Below are 18,169 nucleotides of genomic sequence, written 5' to 3'. Positions count from 1 at the left end.
GGGCTACAAAAGCGTCAGATCGTCACGATGGATGATCGTCTCGCCGTAGTTGTACCCCAATGTCGCCTCGATGTCGCGCGAATGACGGCGTGCGATGCGGCGGATATCAGCCGCGGAATACTGGCTCACGCCACGGGCGATACGTTGCTCGCCGCGTTCGCTGCGCCAGCGCACCTCCACCATGTCCCCGCGGCGGAAATCGCCCTGCGCATCCAGCACGCCGCCAGGCAGCAACGAGGCACCCTTTTCGATCACCGCGCGCGCGGCGCCGTCGTCGACGAAGATGCCGCCGGGTTCGGCCGGCGCGTTCTGCAACCAGTGCTTGCGCGCGGCCACGCGGCTGCGCGCGGCGTGGATGCGGGTGCCGGTCAGGCGATCGCGCGTCAGGCCTTCGAGCACATCCGCGCGCGTGCCGTTGAACAACACCGTCGCCACACCGGCCGCCGCCGCGCGTTGCGCCGCCTCCAGCTTGGTGCGCATGCCTCCAGTCCCCACTGAACTGCCTGCGCCACCAGCAACAGCCAGCAACGACGCGCTGAGCTGCGCGACGACTTCGACCGGCTTGGCATTGCGATCGGTACGCGGGTCGGCATCGTAGAGACCGTCAATGTCCGTGGCGATGAACAGCACTTCCGCGTCCACGAGCGCGGCGACGATCGCCGCGAGCGTGTCGTTGTCGCCGAGTTTCAGTTCGTCGACGGAAACCGTGTCGTTCTCGTTGACGATCGGCAACGCCGACCGGCGCAGCAGTTCGCCCAGCGTGGCGCGTGCGTTCAGATAACGACGGCGATTGCGCAAATCGTCGTGCGTCAACAGCACCTGCGCCACGGGGCGGTCGAAGAATCCCTGCCAGAAGCCCATCAATTGCGCCTGCCCGAGCGCGGCCAACGCCTGGCGCTCGGCCATCGCCGCGCCGGGCGCCGGCTGTCGATGCGCAATCGCTCGCCCAGCAGCCACCGCGCCGGAAGAGACGATCACCACCTCGCGGCCCGCACGTTGGCTGGCAGCCACGAATCCCGCGATCGCTTCGGCGTAATGCGGCGACAACCCGCCACCGTTGGCAGCCAGCAAGCTGCTGCCCACCTTGAGCACGGCACGTCGCCAGGGTGGCAGCTGTTGTTCGGTGAAACCGCTCATGCGCCCTGCTTCGTTTCGACGAGCTCATCCAGACGCGCACGCAGCATGTCCAGACGCAAATCACCAGCCGCTCCTGGCGAAACACGCGCCGCGAGACTGGCCGCGGGATCGCCGCCTGCCCAGCGCTGCGGATCGGCGGCCTGCCGATAGGCGTCCCGGAACGGCACGCCCTGCTTCGCCAGATCGATCGCCAGGTCGGTGGCGTACATCGACGGCTCGATCGCCGCTTCCATCCGCGGCTGGTTCCACTCCAGATTGCGCAACAGGTCAGGCAGCAACGCCAGCGCCGGCACGCCCTTGCTGAAAGCGTGGAACAGCGCGCCCTTGCTTGTTTGCAGATCGCGGTGATAGCCGGACGGCAGCGACAGCAGATGCTCGATCTCGCTGCGCGCAGCGGCGACGCTGGCATGGCTGCCACGCATCAGTTCGACCACGTCAGGATTGCGCTTGTTCGGCATGATCGAACTGCCAGTGGTGTATTGCGGCGGCAACTTCACGAAACCGAATTCGGTGGCGGTGAACAGGCTGAGGTCCCAGGCCAGACGGCGCAGATCGAGCGTGGCACTGCCGAGCGCCTCGATCGCCGCCATCTCGAACTTTCCGCGCGAGAGCTGCGCGTAGATGGGTGAGATCTGCATGCGCGCGAAATCGAGCGCCTCAGTGACTTCATCGCGTGCGAGCGGCAGGTTCACACCGTAACCGGCCGCGGTCCCGAGCGGATTCGCGTCGATCCAGGCATGCGTATCGCGCGCACGGCGCGCGTTGTCGATGTAGGCCTCGGCCCAGCCTGCCCACCACATGCCCAGCGAAGACACCACGGCGCGCTGCAGATGGGTATAGCCGGGCAGCGGCACGTCGGCTTCCGCCTGCGCGCGCGCAAGCGCGATGCCGGCCACTTCGATGCACAAGGCCTCGATGCGCGCCAGCTTCTCCTTCAACCAGAGCCGAGTGGCGACGAGGATCTGATCGTTGCGGCTGCGGCCGGTATGGATGCGACGGCCGGCATCGCCCAGGCGTTCGGTCAGACGCACCTCGATCGCGCTGTGACCGTCTTCGTACCGCGCATCGAGTACGAAGGCACCACTGCGAAAGTCGTCCGCCAGCACATCGAGTTCCCGCGACAACGCGTCGAACTCGTCCCGGGACAAGATGCCGATGCGCTGCAATCCTTCCGCGTGCGCCTTGCTCGCCACGATGTCGTGCAGGAAGAACTCGCGATCAAGCAGCACATCGTCGCCCGCCAGGAACGCCTGGATTTCCGCATCGACGGTGACACCGGGTTTTTGCCAGAGCAGATCAGACATCGGGAATGCCCTCCAGTTCGTTGAAGCCGAAGGCCAGATTGAGATTCTGCATCGCCTGCGTCGCGGCGCCCTTGAGCAGGTTGTCGAGCGTGGAGACGACCACCAGGCGGTGACCGTCCGGCGACAGCGTGAAGCCGCCGATCTCAACACCATGCTTATTGGCGATCTCACTGACCCAAGGCGCGCGCTCGCTCACCTGAACGAGCGGCTCATCGGCGTAACGCGCGGTATAGCGCGCCTTGGCGTCCTCCAGCGTCACCGTTTCGCGCAGATGCAGATTGGCTGTGATCGTCAGTCCACGAAAATGTGGTGCGACATGCGGCATGAATTCAACCGGATGCCCGAGCTGGCGCGTCACTTCGCGCTCGTGCATGTGATCAGCCAGCGAGTACGGCATCAGGTTGTCGCGCAGCTTCTCCGGATCGTTGCGATCCGACGGCGTGGTGCCGGCGCCGGAGTAGCCGGAAACGCCGAAGCACTGTACTGGACCTATGATCAGATCCAGCATCGGCGCGATGGCGAGCTGCATCGCGCTGGCATAACAGCCCGGATTGCTGATGCGCTTCTGTCCTGCGTAACGATCGCGCGTCAGTTCCGGCAATCCGTAGTACCAGGCATCGTCGAAGCGGTAATCAGCGGAAAGATCGACGATCACCGGCCCTGAATCAGCATGACCGATACCTGCAGCATCGAAAGCCGCCACGCAATCGCCAGCCTTGCCGTTGGGTAGCGCCAGCACCACCGCATCCGCGCCCAGCGTCGGCAAAGTCTCGTGCGCGGGTGCGCTGTAGCGCAGATCACCGCGATACTCGGCCACGTGTGCCGAAACCGGCTGGCCGTCGAGTTCCCGCGACGATACGAATGCCAGTTCGAAGTGCGGATGTCTCGCGACCAACCGGATCAGCTCCGCGCCGGTATGGCCGCGCGCGCCGACGATGCCGATCAACTTACTCATGGCTGCCCCGCCCCTTCACCGCCGCGGTGATTCTCCAGCTTGTATTGCAAATGCCGCTTCGCCGCCGGCCACTCGGGCTCGATGATCGAGAACACCACGGTGTCGCGGATGCTGCCATCGGCATGACGTTTGTGGCCTCGCAGCACACCGTCCTGCTTGGCGCCAAGACGCGCGATCGCCGCACGTGAAGCATGGTTGAACCAACTCGTTTCGAAGAATACCGAGATGCAACCCAATGTTTCGAAGGCATGGCCCAGCAACAGCAGCTTGGCTTCCGTATTCAGCCCGGTACGCTGCACGCGGGGCACATACCACGTGTAGCCGATGCTCAGCTTCGGCACTTCGGATTCCATGGCGTAGTAGCGCGTACTGCCGACCACTTCTCCTTTTGCATCGCGCACCAGGAATGCGAGCGCATCGCCGGCCGCCTGCATCTTCAACGCCGCTGCGATGTAGGCGTCCACTGCTTCCGGTTTTGGCACGTTGGTATACCAGGCGCGCGACAGCACGCCATCGCCTAGCGATACCCGCAATTCGTCGGCATGCGTCTGGGCCAGCGGCTCCAGCAGGACATGCTCGCCACGCAGCGTCGGCACTTGCGACCACAGGCTCATGCCGCCACCACGCGATCGAACAAGGTCGGCTCACGTGTAGCGCAATGCGCCACCGCCTGCTGGATCTCGTCGAAGCTCTCCAGCCCGTACCAGAACACCTTCCATTTCTCCTGCTTGTAGCAGCCGTCGGACTCGGCGTAATAGAAATGGTTGACGGCGTTATGGTGGCGTGAGCGCCAGAACAGCTTCGGCGTCTCCTCGCGCATGACCTGCCATACCGCGCGCCCGAGCCCCTCGCCCTGCGCATCGTCCAGCACGGCGAACTTGTCCAGATACGGCAGCCCGTCCTCCTCGGTGAGGATGACGGCCGTGCGGTAGTTCTCGCTGACGTAGGCGCGCAGCAGCCGCGTGCGTTCGAAATAGTCCTGCACCAGCTGGCGGCCGAAACTGGATTCGATCAGGCCACGCAGGCGATCCAGATCTAGATCGCTCCAGGACGAGGCGCGTTGCACGCGCTCGCCGCGTCGCACCAGCGTGCCCGATCCCTTGTGGGTGAACAGTTCCTTGGCAAGATCGGCCGGACGCGTGATCGAGACCGACGACGCCAGCGGCAAATCATCGAGCAGGTCCTTGATCTGCTCGATTTTCACGCGCATGCCGCCGTTGATCCACGGCTGCTGCATCAGATGTTCGTACTCGGTCGACAGGTTGATCGAGTCGATCACCTTGCCCTTCTCGTCGAGCAGTCCGCCGGTGCCGGTGAGGAAGATGATCTTGTACGGCTGCAGCACCTGCACCAGTTCGTTGGCGGCGAAATCGGCGTTGACGTTGAGGATCTGTCCGCCAGGTGTTTCGCCGAGGCTGGCGATCACGGGGATCGAACCGGCCTGAAGACTGGCCTCGATCGGCGCCAGATTGACGCGCTTCACCTCTCCGACCAGGCCGTAAGTGTCGCGATCGAGGTATTCGGCCTCGAACACGCCCGAGGTGATCGAAGTGGCGCGCGCATCGACGGCCTGCAGGGCTTCGACCAGCTTAAGGTTCGACGACTGGAACACGCGGCGCACGATTGCCAATGCTTCCGGCGAGGTGACGCGCAGTCCGTTCACCGTCTTCTTCTCGATGCCGGCGGCGGACAGTTCCTCGTCGAGCTGCGGGCCTGCGCCATGCACGACGATCGGCGTCAGGCCGACCTGCTGCAGGAACGCCAGCGACGAGGTCAACGCGTCGAGATCGTCGCGCAGCACCGCGCCGCCGACCTTGACCACCGCGAAACGCTTCGCGTCCAGTTGCGAGAAGCGCTTGAGGTACTGGCTGATTTCCTTCGCGCTGGCCATGCTGGAAAGCAGGCGCACGATGGTTTGGCGGGTCTGTTTATGCGCTTGCATGTTCGATGATCCGGGTAACGTGCTGCGTATAGGTCTGCAATTGTTCAAGCGACACCCACTCGTCGGCGGTATGCGCCTGGGCGATGTCGCCGGGGCCGAAGACGACGGCGGTGAGGCCGGCGTCGGAGAACAGCGCCGCCTCGGTCCAGAAATCCACGGCGTTGCCGATCGGCAGGCCGAGTGCGTCGGCGAGATCACGCGCGACCAGGCGCCGGTTTTCCGCATCGGCGGTGTCGCCGGCGGGCAGCGGCAACCCTTGGAACGTCGGTTCGTAGAGCGTGCCTTCGGGCGCGAGCGCGTGGAAGCGCGCATGAAGATCGTCGAGCCCCTGCGACGGCAACGGCCGGAAGCCGAAACGCAGTTCCGCCTGCGGCGCGATCACGTTGGCCTTGATGCCGCCGTCGATGCGGCCGATGTTGAAGCGCAGGCCGGTGAGCCCGCCGAAGCGCTGGTGCGATTCCGCGGCAACCAGTGCGAGCGCATCCGATCCCCAGCGGATCACCTGATGCAGCGCGCTGGTCTGCAGGGCTTCGGCGCCGGAGGCATGCCCGGCCCGTCCCTTGAACTCCATCCGCACCGAAGCGATACCGCGATGCGCGAGCACCGCCTCGCACCGTGTCGGCTCGGCGACCAGGACTTCGTCGAAGCCATGGTCCGTCTTGAGGAAGGCGTCGATGCAGCGCGCATCGTTGGCTTCCTCATCGGTGGAGAACAGGAATGCGGCATCGCCTTGCACCGCGTTCGCGGCCGCGATCAGGCAGGCGGCCGCGCCCTTGATGTCGCACGCGCCGAGGCCGATGGCGCGATCGTCGGTGACGCGCAGTTTCAGCGGATCATCCGACCACGCCGGCGAACTCGGCACCGTGTCCAGATGCACGTTGAACAAGCGCTTCGGCGCGCCGCGCACGGCGAACAGCGTGACCGCGCCGGCGCCATGATCGCGCACGTCGATGCGGAAATCCGGCAATTGCGCGCGGATGTAATCGAAGATGCCGCCGGTACCGATGGTACGCGGCGGATTGCGGGTATCGAAGGACACCAGCGCGGCGAGGTGTTCGAGAACGGAAGGCAGCATGTCGGTCTCGATTACTTTCGGTTCACTTCCGCCCACAGCGTCGAACTCATGCCGTAGAGCTTGATGAACCCTTCGGCCTCGGCCACGCCCCAGTCCGCCGATTGCGCGTACGTGGCGCCCTTGGCGTTGAGGATGTGCGGCGAGGACACGGCGACGGCATCGACGCGTCCGCCGCGCGTTTCCAGCACGACTTCGCCGTTGACGGTCTTCTGCGATGTGGCGAGGAAGGCTTCGAGATCGCTCTTGAGCGGATCGTGGAAGAAGCCTTCGTAGACCAGTTCCACCCACTTGCGTCCGATCTCCGGCTTGAAGCGGTTCTGTTGCTTGCTCAGCACCGTTTCCTCGAGCGCGCGGTGCGCGGCGAGCAGCGCGGTCAGGCCCGGCGCCTCGAACACGATGCGGCCCTTGAGTCCGATGGTGGTGTCGCCGGTGTACAGGCCGCGGCCGACGCCGTATTGCGCGAACATGGTGTTGAGCTTGGCCAGCAACTTGGCGCCAGACAGTTCGACGCCGTCGAGCGCCACCGCTTCACCTTCGACGAAACGCACGGTGGTCCGCAGCGGCTCCGCCGGCCAGGCACTGCGCGGCGCGCACCAACCGCGCGCGCCTTCGCCCGGCGCTTCCCAGCGGTCGATTTCGCCGCCGGACATGGTCAGGCCGAGCAGGTTCTCGTTGATGGTGTAGGCCTTCTGCTTGGCGCGCACGCCGAAGCCGCGTTCCTCCAGGTAGCGCTGCTCGTAGGCGCGTACCTCGGTGTGTTCCTTCTGGATTTCGCGGATCGGCGCGAGGATGCGGTAGTCGCCACTGGCCTTCACCGCCAGGTCGAAACGCACCTGGTCGTTGCCCATGCCGGTGCAGCCGTGGGCGATCGCGTTCGTGCCGAGGTCGTGCGCACGCGCGAGCGCGGCGTCGACGATGAGATAGCGGTCGGACACCAGCAGCGGGTACTGGCCCTGATACGCCTCGCCCGCCCACACGAACGGCTTGACGAAGCCGTCCCAGATCGCCGGACCGCCGTCGACGGTGACGTGGCTGGCCACGCCCAGTTCCGCGGCGCGATCCTCGATGAACTTGCGCTCCTCCTCATCCACGCCGCCGGTGTCGGCGAACACGGTATGCACGCGCCAGCCGCGCTCCTGCAGGTAAGGCACGCAGAAACTGGTGTCGAGGCCGCCGGAAAACGCCAGGACGACGTCGCCCTGGGCGCCGGGTTCGGAAGATTGAGGAGCAGTCATGGGGGTACTCGTGATAACGGGATGGGGGCAAACCGGAAAGGGATACAACAGGCAGATTGCAGTCTTTGGACACCGGGGCCGCGGTGGGTCAGCCCTGTGCGGCCAGGGCGGCCATCACCGCCTTCTGGACGTGCAGGCGGTTCTCGGCTTCCTCGATGGCGATGCAGCGCTGGGAGTCCATCACCGCGTCGGTGGCCTTGACGTTGCGGCGCAACGGCAGGCAGTGGCTGAAGACGGCGTCGTTGGTCTTCGCCATCTTGGCCTCGTCGACGATGAAGTGCTTGTAACGGTCGCGGATGGGCTTCTCGGGCTCCCAGTTGCCGAAATACGGCAATGCTCCCCAGCTCTTGGCGTAGACGACGTCGGCGCCGGCGTAGGCGCTGTCGATGTCGTGGCTGATCGTGAGCGAGCCGCCCGATTCGGCGACGTTGTCGCGCGCCCAACCCATGTAGCGCTCGTCGAGCAGATATTGCTCGGTGGGGCACAGCAGGGTCACGTCCATGCCGAGGCGGGTGGCGATGGTCAACGCGGAGTTGGCGACCGCCGTGTTCAGGGCCTTCGGGTGGTAGGTCCAGGTGAGCACGTACTTCTTCCCGCGCAGATCGGCGGTGCCGAAATGTTCCTGCAACGCCAGGGCGTGGGCCAGTTCCTGGCAGGGATGGGTGATGGTCTCCATGTTGATCACCGGCACCGTCGCGTACTTGGCGAAGCCGGCCAGCACCTTGTCCTGGCGATCGACGGACCAGTCGACGAACTTCGGGAAGGCGCGCACGCCGATCATGTCGACATAGCGGCTGAGCACGCGCGCCACCTCGGCGATGTGCTCCTCGGCCTCACCGTCCATCACCGTGCCGAGTTCGAACTCGATCGGCCACGCGTCCTTGCCGGGTGCCAGCACCACGGCATGCCCGCCGAGCTGGAAGGCGCCCAGTTCGAAACTGGTGCGGGTGCGCAGCGACGGATTGAAGAACACAAGCGCAATGGACTTGCCGTCTAAAGGCCGGCCCCTCAGCGCATCGCCGAGCTTGTTGCGCTTGTAGAGCGCCGCCTGCGTCAGCAGCGCGTCGAGATCGGCGCGGCTCCAGTCCTGGGTGTTGAGGAAGTGCTTCATGGTGTGGAAGAACCTTTGCTGTTGCGGAGGGGCACTGAGAATCCATAAACGAAAAAACCCGGCATTCGCCGGGTTTCTAGCTCGAGACGAGAGACCGCCTCCGGCTTACCCAGCGAGCAATCGGGTTTCCGGTCGGCGCGCGCGCGACGTCATCCCTGCCGCCATGCGGGCGGAGGTGAGGATATCGGCGGCGGCAAGGGTCTGGCGCATCGTGCGCGCATGGTCGCATGGGGCGCCGGAGCACGCAAGGAAAACCCCGCTCAGCCCGGCGAGGTTTGCCTAGTCGTTGTCGGCGCCGGCCACGATCGGGGTCACCGACACCCGCACGCGCAGGCGGTTGCCCGGATCGTAGGGCAGGCGCGATCGGTACTTGATGCCATGATGGACGTAGTCGACGTCGTAGGCGATCGGTCGACGGAATTCCTTGTCGACCGGCACCAGCCGGCACTTGCGGCCCTTGGCGGGCGGCGTCCCCGCCTCCTCCACCGATTGCCCGTCCTCGGCGCCGGACTCGGACGTGAAGACGCCCTTGACCGAATCGAGGAATTTCATGAAACCGCGCGGTTCCTCGCCGTTTTCCGGCTTGTTCTTGCGCTTTTCCGCCCGTGTCGGCTCCTCGCATTCCTCCGTCATGCCGGTCGCGCGCAGGGTCTGGTAGACCGGCTGCGCCCGCAGCACCTGCGCGAACTCGGTGCGCACGTTCTCCGGCTGAGGCATCACCAGTTCCTGCCCCGCCGCCGGGAGCGCCACGGCGGCAAGCAACACGACGGTGGTAAGGAGACGGCTGTGTGGCATTAACCTTGGACGGAATCCGGGACGGCAGCAGTGTAGGTGCTCGTTTCGCGACGGGGGCTGAATCTCGTCTGTCATGGCTCCGTCCCGGCCGGTAGAATCCCCTCCTCTCCCGCTTCTCCTCACGATGAGCCTGCGTCTTTTCAACACCCTGACCCGCAGGGTCGACCCGTTCGTGCCCCTCGACCCGGCCTGCCCGACGATGTACGTCTGCGGCCCGACCGTCTACAACTACGTGCACATCGGCAACGCCCGCGGCCCCGTGGTGTTCGGCGTGCTGGCCGCGCTGCTGCGCCGGCGCTTCGGGGCACTGAAGTACGCACGCAACATCACCGACATCGACGACAAGATCAACACGGCCGCCGGCGAACAGGGCGTCCCGATCAGCGCGATCACCGACCGCTTCGCCGCCGCCTATCGCGAGGACATGGCCACGCTCGGCGTCACGCCACCGGACATCGAGCCGGAGGCCACGCGCCACGTCGCGCAGATCATCGCCATGATCGAGACGCTGATCGCAAACGGCCACGCCTATGCGGCCGAAGGCCACGTGCTGTTCGCGGTCGACACCTTCGACGGCTACGGCAAGCTCTCGCGCCGCGATCCCGAGGACATGCTGGCCGGCGCCCGCATCGAAGTGGCGCCGTACAAGCGCGGCCCCGGCGATTTCGTGCTCTGGAAGCCTTCCAGCGACGACCTCCCGGGCTGGGACTCGCCCTGGGGCCGCGGCCGCCCTGGCTGGCACATCGAATGTTCGGCCATGGCCGCCGCGCATCTGGGCGACACCATCGACATCCATGCCGGCGGCGTCGACCTGCAGTTCCCGCATCACGAGAACGAGATCGCGCAAAGCGAATGCGCGCACGGCGGCAGGACCTTCGCACGGTTCTGGCTGCACAACGGCATGCTCAATTTCGCCGGTGCGAAGATGTCGAAGTCGCTGGGCAACATCGAGAAGGTGCACGACCTCGTGCGCGCGCACCCGCCCGAGGCGCTGCGCTACGCGCTGCTGTCGGCGCACTACCGGCAGCCGCTGGACTGGTCGCCGGCGCTGATCGAGCAAAGCGTGCGCACGCTGGACCGGCTGTACGGCACGCTGCGCGATCTGGCGGACATCGAGGCGACGCCCGAGATTCCGGACGTCGTCGAGGCGGCGCTCGAGGACGATCTCAACACGCCGCAGGCGCTGGCCGAACTCGCCGCCATTGCCGCCGATGCGCGCAAGACAGAAGATGTGGAAGCCAGGCGCCACCTGAAATCGCAGCTGCTCGGCGCCGGACTGGCGCTCGGCCTGCTGCAGCAATCTCCCGTGGACTGGTTCGCGCGCGGCGTGTCTGAAGACGACGATGCCCGCATTCAGAGCCTGATCGACGAACGCGCGGCCGCGAAGAAGAACCGCGACTTCGCCCGCGCCGACGCGATCCGCGACCAACTGGCCGCCGAAGGCATCCTGCTGGAGGACACGCCGCAAGGCGTGCGCTGGAAGCGCGCATGACGCTGACCGCCGTCATCCCGGCGCAAGCCGGGATCCAGCCTTTGGCTCGGGATGCTGCTAACAGCTGGATCCCGGCTTGCGCCGGGATGACGAGCGAAAAAGTTGGTTGCTTTCAATTTCAATCATCCCCATTTTTTTAGGATGAACGCAGCCGCCTCCCCCGCCCTGTTCCCGCTCGAAGCCACCGCGACCGAAGCCCAGGCCGCGATCAAGGACGAGTTCGCCTTCTTCGGCGACTGGTCCGAGCGTTACCAGTACTTGATCGATCTCGGCCGCAAGCTGCCCGCCTTCCCCGAAGCATGGAAGACGGAAGAGCATCGCCTGCACGGCTGCCAGTCGCTGGTCTGGATCGTGCCGTCCGGTGATGCCTCACGACTCGATTTCGCCGCGGTCAGTGATTCGGCCATCGTCTCCGGCCTGATCTACCTCGCCTTGCGCGTGTACTCGGGACGCAGCGCGCAGGAGATCCTCGACACCTCGCCCGACTACATCGCCGCAGTCGGCCTGGCCAAGCATCTGTCGCCCACGCGCAGCAACGGGCTGGCGGCACTGCTCGCCTACATCCGCGACACGGCACAGCGCAAACTGTGAGCACCGACGCTTCCGCCGCCGTTGGGGCGGAAGCCGTTTCGCCGCTGCGCAACCGCGGCTTCCTGACGCTGATGGTGTACCGCATCTGCACGATGCTGTCGTACCAGATCGTCGCGGTCACCGTCGGCTGGCATGTCTACGAAGTCACGCGCCAGCCGTTCGCGCTCGGCCTGATCGGACTGGCGGAAGTGCTGCCGTATTTCTGCGTGGCGCCGTTCGCCGGCTATCTCGTCGATCATCTGCCGCGGCGCAAGCTCGGCATGGTGGCCTGTCTCGGTCTGGCGCTGACGCCGTTGCTGTTGATGGCGTTGACGATCGGCCTGCTTCCGATCGCGGGCGTGTGGCCGATCTATGTGGCGATCGCGTTCACCGGCATGGTGCGTGCGTTCCTCGGTCCGGTCTACAACGCGCTGTTCGCGCGCGTGCTGCCGCGCGAACAGTTCACGCGCGGCGCCAGCCTTGGCAGCGTGGTGTTCCAGACAAGCCTAGTGATCGGGCCGGCGCTCGGTGGCGCGCTGGTGGGCGTGGCCGGCAAGGCGACCGCCTACGGCACGGGCGCCGCCATCGCGCTGCTGGCCGTCGCCGCGCTGGCGTCGATGCGCGTCACCGAGCCGCCGCAGTTGCTGCAGCGCGCGCCAATCTTCTCCAGCATCGGCGAAGGCCTGCGCTTCGTGTTCGGCAACCAGATCATGCTCGCGGCGATGGCGCTGGACATGTTCTCGGTGCTGCTCGGCGGCGCGATGTCGATGCTGCCCGCCTTCATCCACGACATCCTGCATTACGGACCGGAAGGCCTCGGTATTCTGCGCGGCGCGCCGGCACTGGGTTCGATCCTGGTCGCGTTGTGGCTGGCGCGGCATCCGCTGCAGAAGCATGCCGGCCGCGTGCTGCTGATCGCCGTCGCCTGCTTCGGCCTATGCACGATCGCGTTCGCGCTGTCGCGGCAATTCTGGCTCTCGGCGGCGATCCTGGTCGCCTACGGCATGTGCGACGGCGTCTCGGTGGTGATGCGCTCGACCATCATGCAGCTGGTCACGCCCGACGACATGCGTGGCCGCGTTTCCTCGATCAACGGCATCTTCATCGGCTCCTCGAACGAGCTCGGCGCCTTCTACGACGGCGTGATGGCGCGATTGCTCGGCCTGGTGCCTGCGGTGATCGTGGGCGGCTTCGTCACGCTGGGCGTGGTCGGAATCACGACCTGGAAAGCGCCGAAACTGCGCAGGCTCGATCTGCGCGATCTGCAATAAGCAACGGCAACCGCCGTCACATCTCCAACCATGCCGGTCACGGCGATGTCGCATCGGCGCATGCATACTCGCGCGGCCGCGCCCTTGGGGGAATGCGGCGACAGGCCACTTCAAAACAGGAGAGAACCATGTTGAATGGCATTCGTGCCTCGATCTGCGCGCTCGCGCTGGTCGCCGCTTCCATGCTCACTGTTGCATCCGCCGACGAACGCAACACACCGGCTGGCGATCTCGCCCAGTTGTCGGCGGCACTGGAAGGCAAGGCCCCGGCGCCGCGCGCGCTGTCCTTCGATGACGAAGAAACCCCATACGAAGCCTGCTTCCGCTTGTGCCGGGAATATTGGCAGGAAGAGTGCCCGCAGATCGGTCGCGAGAATTGCGAGGAAGGCTACCAGCGCTGCTACGAGAACTGCTGGTGGTGAGCGCACCTGCGCCATGCAAGAAGAAAGCCCCGCCATGCGGGGCTTTTTGTTTCAGCAGGCGGTCGATGACGCTCAATTAGGTCGACCCGCATGCCCTCCGCCGGCCCGGCATGGTTAACTGGCGATGGCGAGCCCCGGGAGATGAGTTTGCAGAACGATCGCGCCAGCGCCGCAGCCGACACCAAGCCATCCGCCTCGCGCTCGGGCACCGCCGCCCTGATGGCCGTCGGTTCCATGATCTCGGTGCAGCTGGGCGCCGCGCTGGCGCAACCGACCATGCAGGACTACGGGCCTTTCGCCACGACCTGGGGACGGCTCGTCTGGGCGGCGCTCCTCCTGTGCGTGGTGGTGCGCCCGGATTTCCGCCGCTACCACGGCAAGGAGATCCTCGCCGCGCTGGCCCTCGGCGCCGCGATCGCGATGATGACGCTCTCGTTCTTCGTGGCGATCACGCGCGTGCCGCTCGGCCTGGTCGTGGCCATCGAGTTTCTGGGACCGCTCGGCGTGGCCGCGCTGGGATTCGCGCGCAGCTGGCGCCTGGTCTGGCTGCTGCTGGCCTTCGCCGGCGTGCTGCTGCTGGTGCGGACTCGCGAAGGCTGGAGCGTCGATCTGGTCGGCTTCGGCTTCGCGCTCGTCGCCGCCGTGGGATGGGGGGCCTACATCCTGCTGAGCAAGCGCATCGGACAATCCTTCCATGGCCTGGAAGGCCTTGCGATCTCGCTCGCGGCCGCGGCACTGATCGCGACGCCCTTCGGCGTGTACGAAACCCGCCTCCACATCACCCACCTCAACATCCCGGGCGGGCTGATGCTGCAGACGTTCGGTCTCGCGATCCTGACGCCGCTGCTGCCGTATGCGCTGGAAATGATGGCGCTGCGCCGCATGCCCTCGGCGACGTTCGGCGTGCTGATGAGCGCCGAACCCGGCATCGGCGCGCTCGCCGGTTATCTCATCCTGCAGCAGCCGCTGAGCCTGCAACAGATGGCGGGCATTCTCTTCGTGATCTGCGCCAGCGTCGGTGCCGTGATCAGTACACGGGAGTGATGCCGGGGCTTGGAGCGCCCAGGAAATATCGTCATCCCGGCGAAAGCCGGGATCCAGCTCTTGTCTGAAAGATTCGTTTGCCTGGACGAAAGGCTGGATCCCGGCTTGCGCCGGGATGAAAAGCAAGAAGAGTCGGCGCTTTTCAGTTCCGGATCAGTCGCCGATCTGCTTCTGCAGATGTTCCCAGCGTTCCTGTTCGTCGATGGTGCGCTCGGCGGTGAGACGCGCTTCCAGGCGCTCCAGGCCGATCTCCTCGCCCGAATCGACGCTGTAACCGTACTCGCCGGCATCCAGACGCTTGAGCGTGCTGTCGATCTTGCCGATCAGCTTGCGGTAGCGGTCGCGGGTGCGCAGTTCCAGCGAGTTCTCGGTTTCGCGGGTGGCGCGTTCGGCTTCGTCGCCGACGTCGCGCACTTCGTCCTTGAGGTTCTCGATGGTCTGCTTGGATTCCTCGACCAGGTCCGCGCGCCACTGCAGCAGGCGCTGGCGGAAGTACTCGACCTGCAGCGGGCTCATGTACTCCTCGTCCACGCTCGGCTTGTAGCCGTCGGGAATGATCGGACGGCCGCTGGCCTTGTCGGTCTTGTACGGCACCACCTTCACCTTGACCTTCGGCGTGGGCGCGGAAGGCTTGGCCGCGATGGCCACGGCCACCTTGCCCACCGGGCGCGGCGCGAACGCCGACTTGACGGCGACGGGCTTGCCATTGGCTTCGCCGGCAGCGGGCGCCTTGGCGGGAGCCGGCTTCTTCTCGGCGACTGCGGGCGCTGGCGTCGCGGCGCGGGTCGGCGGCGCGGGCTGCTTTTTCTCGGGAGCAGGCGCGGGAGCTGGAACCGGAGCCTTCTTCACCGGTGCCGGCTTGGCGACGGCGACGGCAGGCTTGGCGGCCGGCTTCGCCGGGGCCGGGGCCTTCTTCACCGCCTTGGCCGGCGCCGGCGCCTTCTTGGTCGCTGGAGCCACCTTCTTGGCAGCCGGCTTCTTGGCGACGACGACCTTCTTTGCTGGCGCCGACTTCTTGGCCACGACTTTCTTCGCCACCGGTTTGGCAACGGGCTTCTTGACGGCGGCCTTCTTGGCGACGGGCTTTGCGGGCTTCTTGGCGGCCTTGGCGGCCTTCTTCGCGGGTTTCTTCACTGCCACTTTGCTGCAATCCTTCCTGATTTTCCCCCGGGCGGGAGAGGATTCCCTTGGACGGGAAAGCGCGCTGTTATACCCTTCTCGGCTGACAGCGGCAACCGCGGCAGTATGCGGTCAGCCCCATTCATACGCCGTGATCGACCGCCTCCTCATTTTCCTGCTACGCGGCTATAAACGCTGGCTGAGCCCCCTGCTCGGCCAACGCTGCCGTTTCGTGCCGACCTGCTCGGAATACGCCATGGAAGCCATCGCCCGTTTCGGCGCCTGGCGCGGCGGCTGGCTGGCGATCCGCCGCATCGGCCGCTGCCATCCGCTGCATCCGGGCGGGCACGACCCTGTCCCGCCCCACTCCTGAGGACCCCGCATGGCCGATACCCCCGGCACCTTGATCGTCAACGCCCGCCTCGTCAGCGACGGGCGCGAATCCGATGGCGATCTGCGCATCGCACGCGGCCGCATCGAGGCCATCGGCAGCGGCCTGAGCGCCCGCGAGGGCGAGATCGTGATCGATGCGCGCGGCCGCCGCCTGCTGCCGGGCATGATCGACGACCAGGTGCACTTCCGCGAACCCGGCCTCGAACACAAGGCCGACATCGCCACCGAATCGGCCGCGGCGGTGGCCGGTGGGCTGACCAGCTTCATGGACATGCCCAACACCAGCCCGCCGACACTCAATGCCGCCGCGCTGGAGGACAAGTACCGCCGCGCCGCCGGACGCGCCCGCGCCAACTACGGCTTCTACTTCGGCGCGAGCAACGACAACCTCGCCGACGTGCGCGGCCTCGATCCGCTGACCGCGCCGGGCATCAAGGTGTTCATGGGCGCCTCCACCGGCAACATGCTGGTGGACAACCCCGACACGCTGGACGCGATCTTCCGCGAGGCGCCGACGCCGATCATCACCCACTGCGAAGACACGCCGATGATCGATGCGCAGCTGGCGAAATATCGCGCCGAATATGGCGACGACATCCCGGCCGACAAGCATCCGGATATCCGCTCGCGCGAAGCCTGCATGAAATCGACGCAGCTCGCGCTCTCGCTCGCGCGCAAGCACGACACGCGCCTGCACGTGCTGCACATTTCAACCGCCGACGAACTGGCCCTGTTCACGCCGGGCCTGCTGGTCGACGGCAACGGCGTGCGCAAGCGCATCACCGCGGAAACCTGCATCCATTTCTTGCGCTTCGATCGCGCCGACTATGCCCGCCTCGGCCATCTCATCAAGTGCAATCCGGCGATCAAGGACGCGAGCGACCGCGAGGCGCTGATCCGCGCCCTCGCCTCGGACGTGATCGACGTGCTCGCCACCGACCATGCGCCGCATACGCTGGAAGAAAAATCGCAGCCGTACACCCGTGCGCCAAGCGGTCTGCCGCTGGTGCAGTATGCCCTGGTCGCGGCGCTGGAACTGGTCCACGAAGGTCGCCTGAGCACGACGCAGGTCGTGCAGAAGTTCGCGCATGCGCCGGCGCAATTGTTCGACGTAAAGGAACGCGGCTACCTGCGCGAGGGGTATCACGCCGATCTGGTACTGGTCGAAGACACACCGTTCACGGTGCAGCGCGGGGACGTGCTGTCCAAGTGCGGCTGGTCGCCGTTCGAAGGCACGACGTTCCGTTCGCGCATCGCCTCGACCTGGGTCAATGGCGAGCTGGCGTGGGATGGCTCGCGCCTGATCGGCGAACCGCGGGGCCGGCGACTGGAGTTCGCGCGTTGAGGTCGGCGTTGCGGGCGATTTTCGCCATGCCGATGCTGCTGTTCACCGCTTGCCTCGGCGTGGCGAACGCGCAGGACGCAGCTGATAGACGCATCATCTTTCCCACTTCGGTCTCGCAGGGCGCCCTGGTGCTCGGCAAGGTGCCCGCCGGCAGCCACGTCCGCTATGCCAGCCGCGATCTGCGGCCAACACCTTACGGCACGGTGGTGTTCGGCGTCGGGCGTGACGAGAAAGGGCCGCTCTCGATCGAAGTGCGTCGCGCCGATGGCGGCACCGACACGGTCTCGATCATGGTGGCACCGCGCAACTGGCCGGTAGAACACGTTAACGGCGTTCCGCCAAAAACGGTCAACCCGCCGCCCGAAATCGCCAAGCGCATCGAACGCGAACAGGCGCTGGTGACCGCCGCGCGACTGCGCGACGACGACCGCAGCGATTTCGCCCAACCCTTCATCTGGCCCGTGCAGGGCCGCATCAGCGGCCGTTTCGGCAACGCGCGCGTGTACAACGGACAACCCGGCGCGGGACATTCGGGCATGGATATCGCCGTTGCGGCGGGCACACCGGTCAAGGCACCGGCCGCCGGCGTGGTGACCTTCGCCGCGCCCGATCTCTATCTCACCGGCGGCACGCTGCTGATCGACCATGGCCATGGTGTGAGCAGCAACTTCCTGCATCTGTCGCGGATTGATGTGAAGGTTGGCGATCGCGTGCAGCAAGGGCAGATCGTTGCTGCTGTCGGCGCGACCGGGCGTGCCACAGGGCCGCATCTGCATTGGGGGATGAATTGGTTCGATGTGCGGATCGATCCGCTGCTGGTGTTGGAGAGGACTGGTAGTCGCTAGCCTGGGGTTTGACTTCACTTGAAGTCTTGGGTTTGAAAGCAAGAGCGTTTCGTCCGCTACGCGGCCGAGTTCATTTCTTTTGATAAGCGTCAAAAGAAACGAACCAAAGAAAAA

18 protein-coding genes are annotated in these 18,169 nt (G+C 65.9%); 8 read left to right on the top strand and 10 right to left on the bottom strand.

Annotated features, from left to right (window positions below; translation table 11 throughout):
* Nucleotides 1–3 precede the first annotated feature (3 nt).
* The 9 genes from proB to AC1RNP_RS16970 all read right to left on the bottom strand — a co-directional run bounded on the left by proB (nt 4) and on the right by AC1RNP_RS16970 (nt 9,554).
* Entirely contained in the window at nt 4–1,137 is a 1,134-nt protein-coding gene (gene proB, locus AC1RNP_RS17010) for a glutamate 5-kinase (RefSeq protein WP_493052472.1), read from the bottom strand.
* Nucleotides 1,134–2,441, bottom strand: coding sequence for an argininosuccinate lyase (gene argH, locus AC1RNP_RS17005; RefSeq protein ID WP_493052471.1), 1,308 nt, complete (start codon nt 2,439–2,441; stop codon nt 1,134–1,136). Before argH ends, proB begins: the two co-directional genes overlap by 4 nt.
* The gene (gene argC / locus AC1RNP_RS17000; protein ID WP_493052470.1) at nt 2,434–3,396 is read right to left on the bottom strand and encodes an N-acetyl-gamma-glutamyl-phosphate reductase; all 963 of its coding nucleotides are present in this window, start codon (nt 3,394–3,396) and stop codon (nt 2,434–2,436) included. The genes argH and argC overlap by 8 nt, the downstream gene beginning before the upstream one ends.
* On the bottom strand, nt 3,393–4,010 hold the full coding sequence (locus AC1RNP_RS16995; RefSeq protein WP_493052469.1) for a GNAT family N-acetyltransferase: 618 nt from the start codon (nt 4,008–4,010) through the stop codon (nt 3,393–3,395). The genes argC and AC1RNP_RS16995 overlap by 4 nt, the downstream gene beginning before the upstream one ends.
* Nucleotides 4,007–5,338, bottom strand: coding sequence for an acetylglutamate kinase (locus AC1RNP_RS16990; RefSeq protein WP_493052468.1), 1,332 nt, complete (start codon nt 5,336–5,338; stop codon nt 4,007–4,009). The genes AC1RNP_RS16995 and AC1RNP_RS16990 overlap by 4 nt, the downstream gene beginning before the upstream one ends.
* Nucleotides 5,325–6,413: an acetylornithine deacetylase gene (locus AC1RNP_RS16985; protein ID WP_493052467.1), complete on the bottom strand. Its 1,089-nt coding sequence runs from the start codon at nt 6,411–6,413 to the stop codon at nt 5,325–5,327. The genes AC1RNP_RS16990 and AC1RNP_RS16985 overlap by 14 nt, the downstream gene beginning before the upstream one ends.
* Before the next feature lie 11 nt (nt 6,414–6,424).
* A complete protein-coding gene (locus AC1RNP_RS16980; protein ID WP_493052466.1) occupies nt 6,425–7,648 on the bottom strand; it encodes an argininosuccinate synthase in 1,224 nt (407 codons plus the stop codon).
* An 88-nt stretch (nt 7,649–7,736) separates the two neighbouring features.
* Nucleotides 7,737–8,759 carry an N-acetylornithine carbamoyltransferase gene (locus tag AC1RNP_RS16975; protein WP_493052465.1) on the bottom strand — a complete coding sequence of 341 codons (1,023 nt, stop codon included), beginning with the start codon at nt 8,757–8,759 and terminating at the stop codon, nt 7,737–7,739.
* Nucleotides 8,760–9,038: 279 nt separating this feature from the next.
* Nucleotides 9,039–9,554: a hypothetical protein gene (locus AC1RNP_RS16970; RefSeq protein WP_493052464.1), complete on the bottom strand. Its 516-nt coding sequence runs from the start codon at nt 9,552–9,554 to the stop codon at nt 9,039–9,041.
* A 124-nt stretch (nt 9,555–9,678) separates the two neighbouring features.
* Between AC1RNP_RS16970 and cysS the strand changes: the two genes are divergently transcribed.
* The 5 genes from cysS (at nt 9,679) to AC1RNP_RS16945 (ending at nt 14,353) form a co-directional block, all read left to right on the top strand.
* Entirely contained in the window at nt 9,679–11,046 is a 1,368-nt protein-coding gene (cysS, locus tag AC1RNP_RS16965) for a cysteine--tRNA ligase (protein ID WP_493052463.1), read from the top strand.
* Nucleotides 11,047–11,187: 141 nt separating this feature from the next.
* Nucleotides 11,188–11,637 carry a SufE family protein gene (locus AC1RNP_RS16960; RefSeq protein WP_493052461.1) on the top strand — a complete coding sequence of 150 codons (450 nt, stop codon included), beginning with the start codon at nt 11,188–11,190 and terminating at the stop codon, nt 11,635–11,637.
* Between the two features lie 44 nt (nt 11,638–11,681).
* Nucleotides 11,682–12,887, top strand: a complete 1,206-nt coding sequence (locus AC1RNP_RS16955; RefSeq protein ID WP_493052553.1) for an MFS transporter — start codon at nt 11,682–11,684, stop codon at nt 12,885–12,887.
* Between the two features lie 128 nt (nt 12,888–13,015).
* The gene (locus AC1RNP_RS16950; protein ID WP_493052460.1) at nt 13,016–13,309 is read left to right on the top strand and encodes a hypothetical protein; all 294 of its coding nucleotides are present in this window, start codon (nt 13,016–13,018) and stop codon (nt 13,307–13,309) included.
* A 141-nt stretch (nt 13,310–13,450) separates the two neighbouring features.
* Nucleotides 13,451–14,353 carry an EamA family transporter gene (locus tag AC1RNP_RS16945; RefSeq protein WP_493052458.1) on the top strand — a complete coding sequence of 301 codons (903 nt, stop codon included), beginning with the start codon at nt 13,451–13,453 and terminating at the stop codon, nt 14,351–14,353.
* Between the two features lie 153 nt (nt 14,354–14,506).
* Here the strand turns inward: AC1RNP_RS16945 and dksA are convergent, their stop codons facing one another.
* A complete protein-coding gene (gene dksA / locus AC1RNP_RS16940; RefSeq protein ID WP_493052457.1) occupies nt 14,507–15,493 on the bottom strand; it encodes an RNA polymerase-binding protein DksA in 987 nt (328 codons plus the stop codon).
* Between the two features lie 130 nt (nt 15,494–15,623).
* Here dksA and yidD point away from each other — a divergent pair, with 130 nt between their 5' ends.
* The 3 genes from yidD to AC1RNP_RS16925 are packed head-to-tail and all read left to right on the top strand — an operon-like array spanning nt 15,624 to nt 18,055.
* Nucleotides 15,624–15,845 carry a membrane protein insertion efficiency factor YidD gene (yidD, locus tag AC1RNP_RS16935; RefSeq protein ID WP_493052456.1) on the top strand — a complete coding sequence of 74 codons (222 nt, stop codon included), beginning with the start codon at nt 15,624–15,626 and terminating at the stop codon, nt 15,843–15,845.
* A gap of 9 nt (nt 15,846–15,854) precedes the next feature.
* Nucleotides 15,855–17,210 carry a dihydroorotase gene (locus AC1RNP_RS16930; RefSeq protein WP_493052455.1) on the top strand — a complete coding sequence of 452 codons (1,356 nt, stop codon included), beginning with the start codon at nt 15,855–15,857 and terminating at the stop codon, nt 17,208–17,210.
* Nucleotides 17,211–17,242: 32 nt separating this feature from the next.
* Nucleotides 17,243–18,055 carry a M23 family metallopeptidase gene (locus AC1RNP_RS16925; protein ID WP_493052552.1) on the top strand — a complete coding sequence of 271 codons (813 nt, stop codon included), beginning with the start codon at nt 17,243–17,245 and terminating at the stop codon, nt 18,053–18,055.
* Nucleotides 18,056–18,169: the final 114 nt, after the last annotated feature.

This window comes from Luteimonas sp. GW821-FHT14E02 (assembly GCF_058803905.1).
Note: the sequence above shows the minus strand (reverse complement) of the source record. Positions and strands in the feature narration are given on the sequence as shown.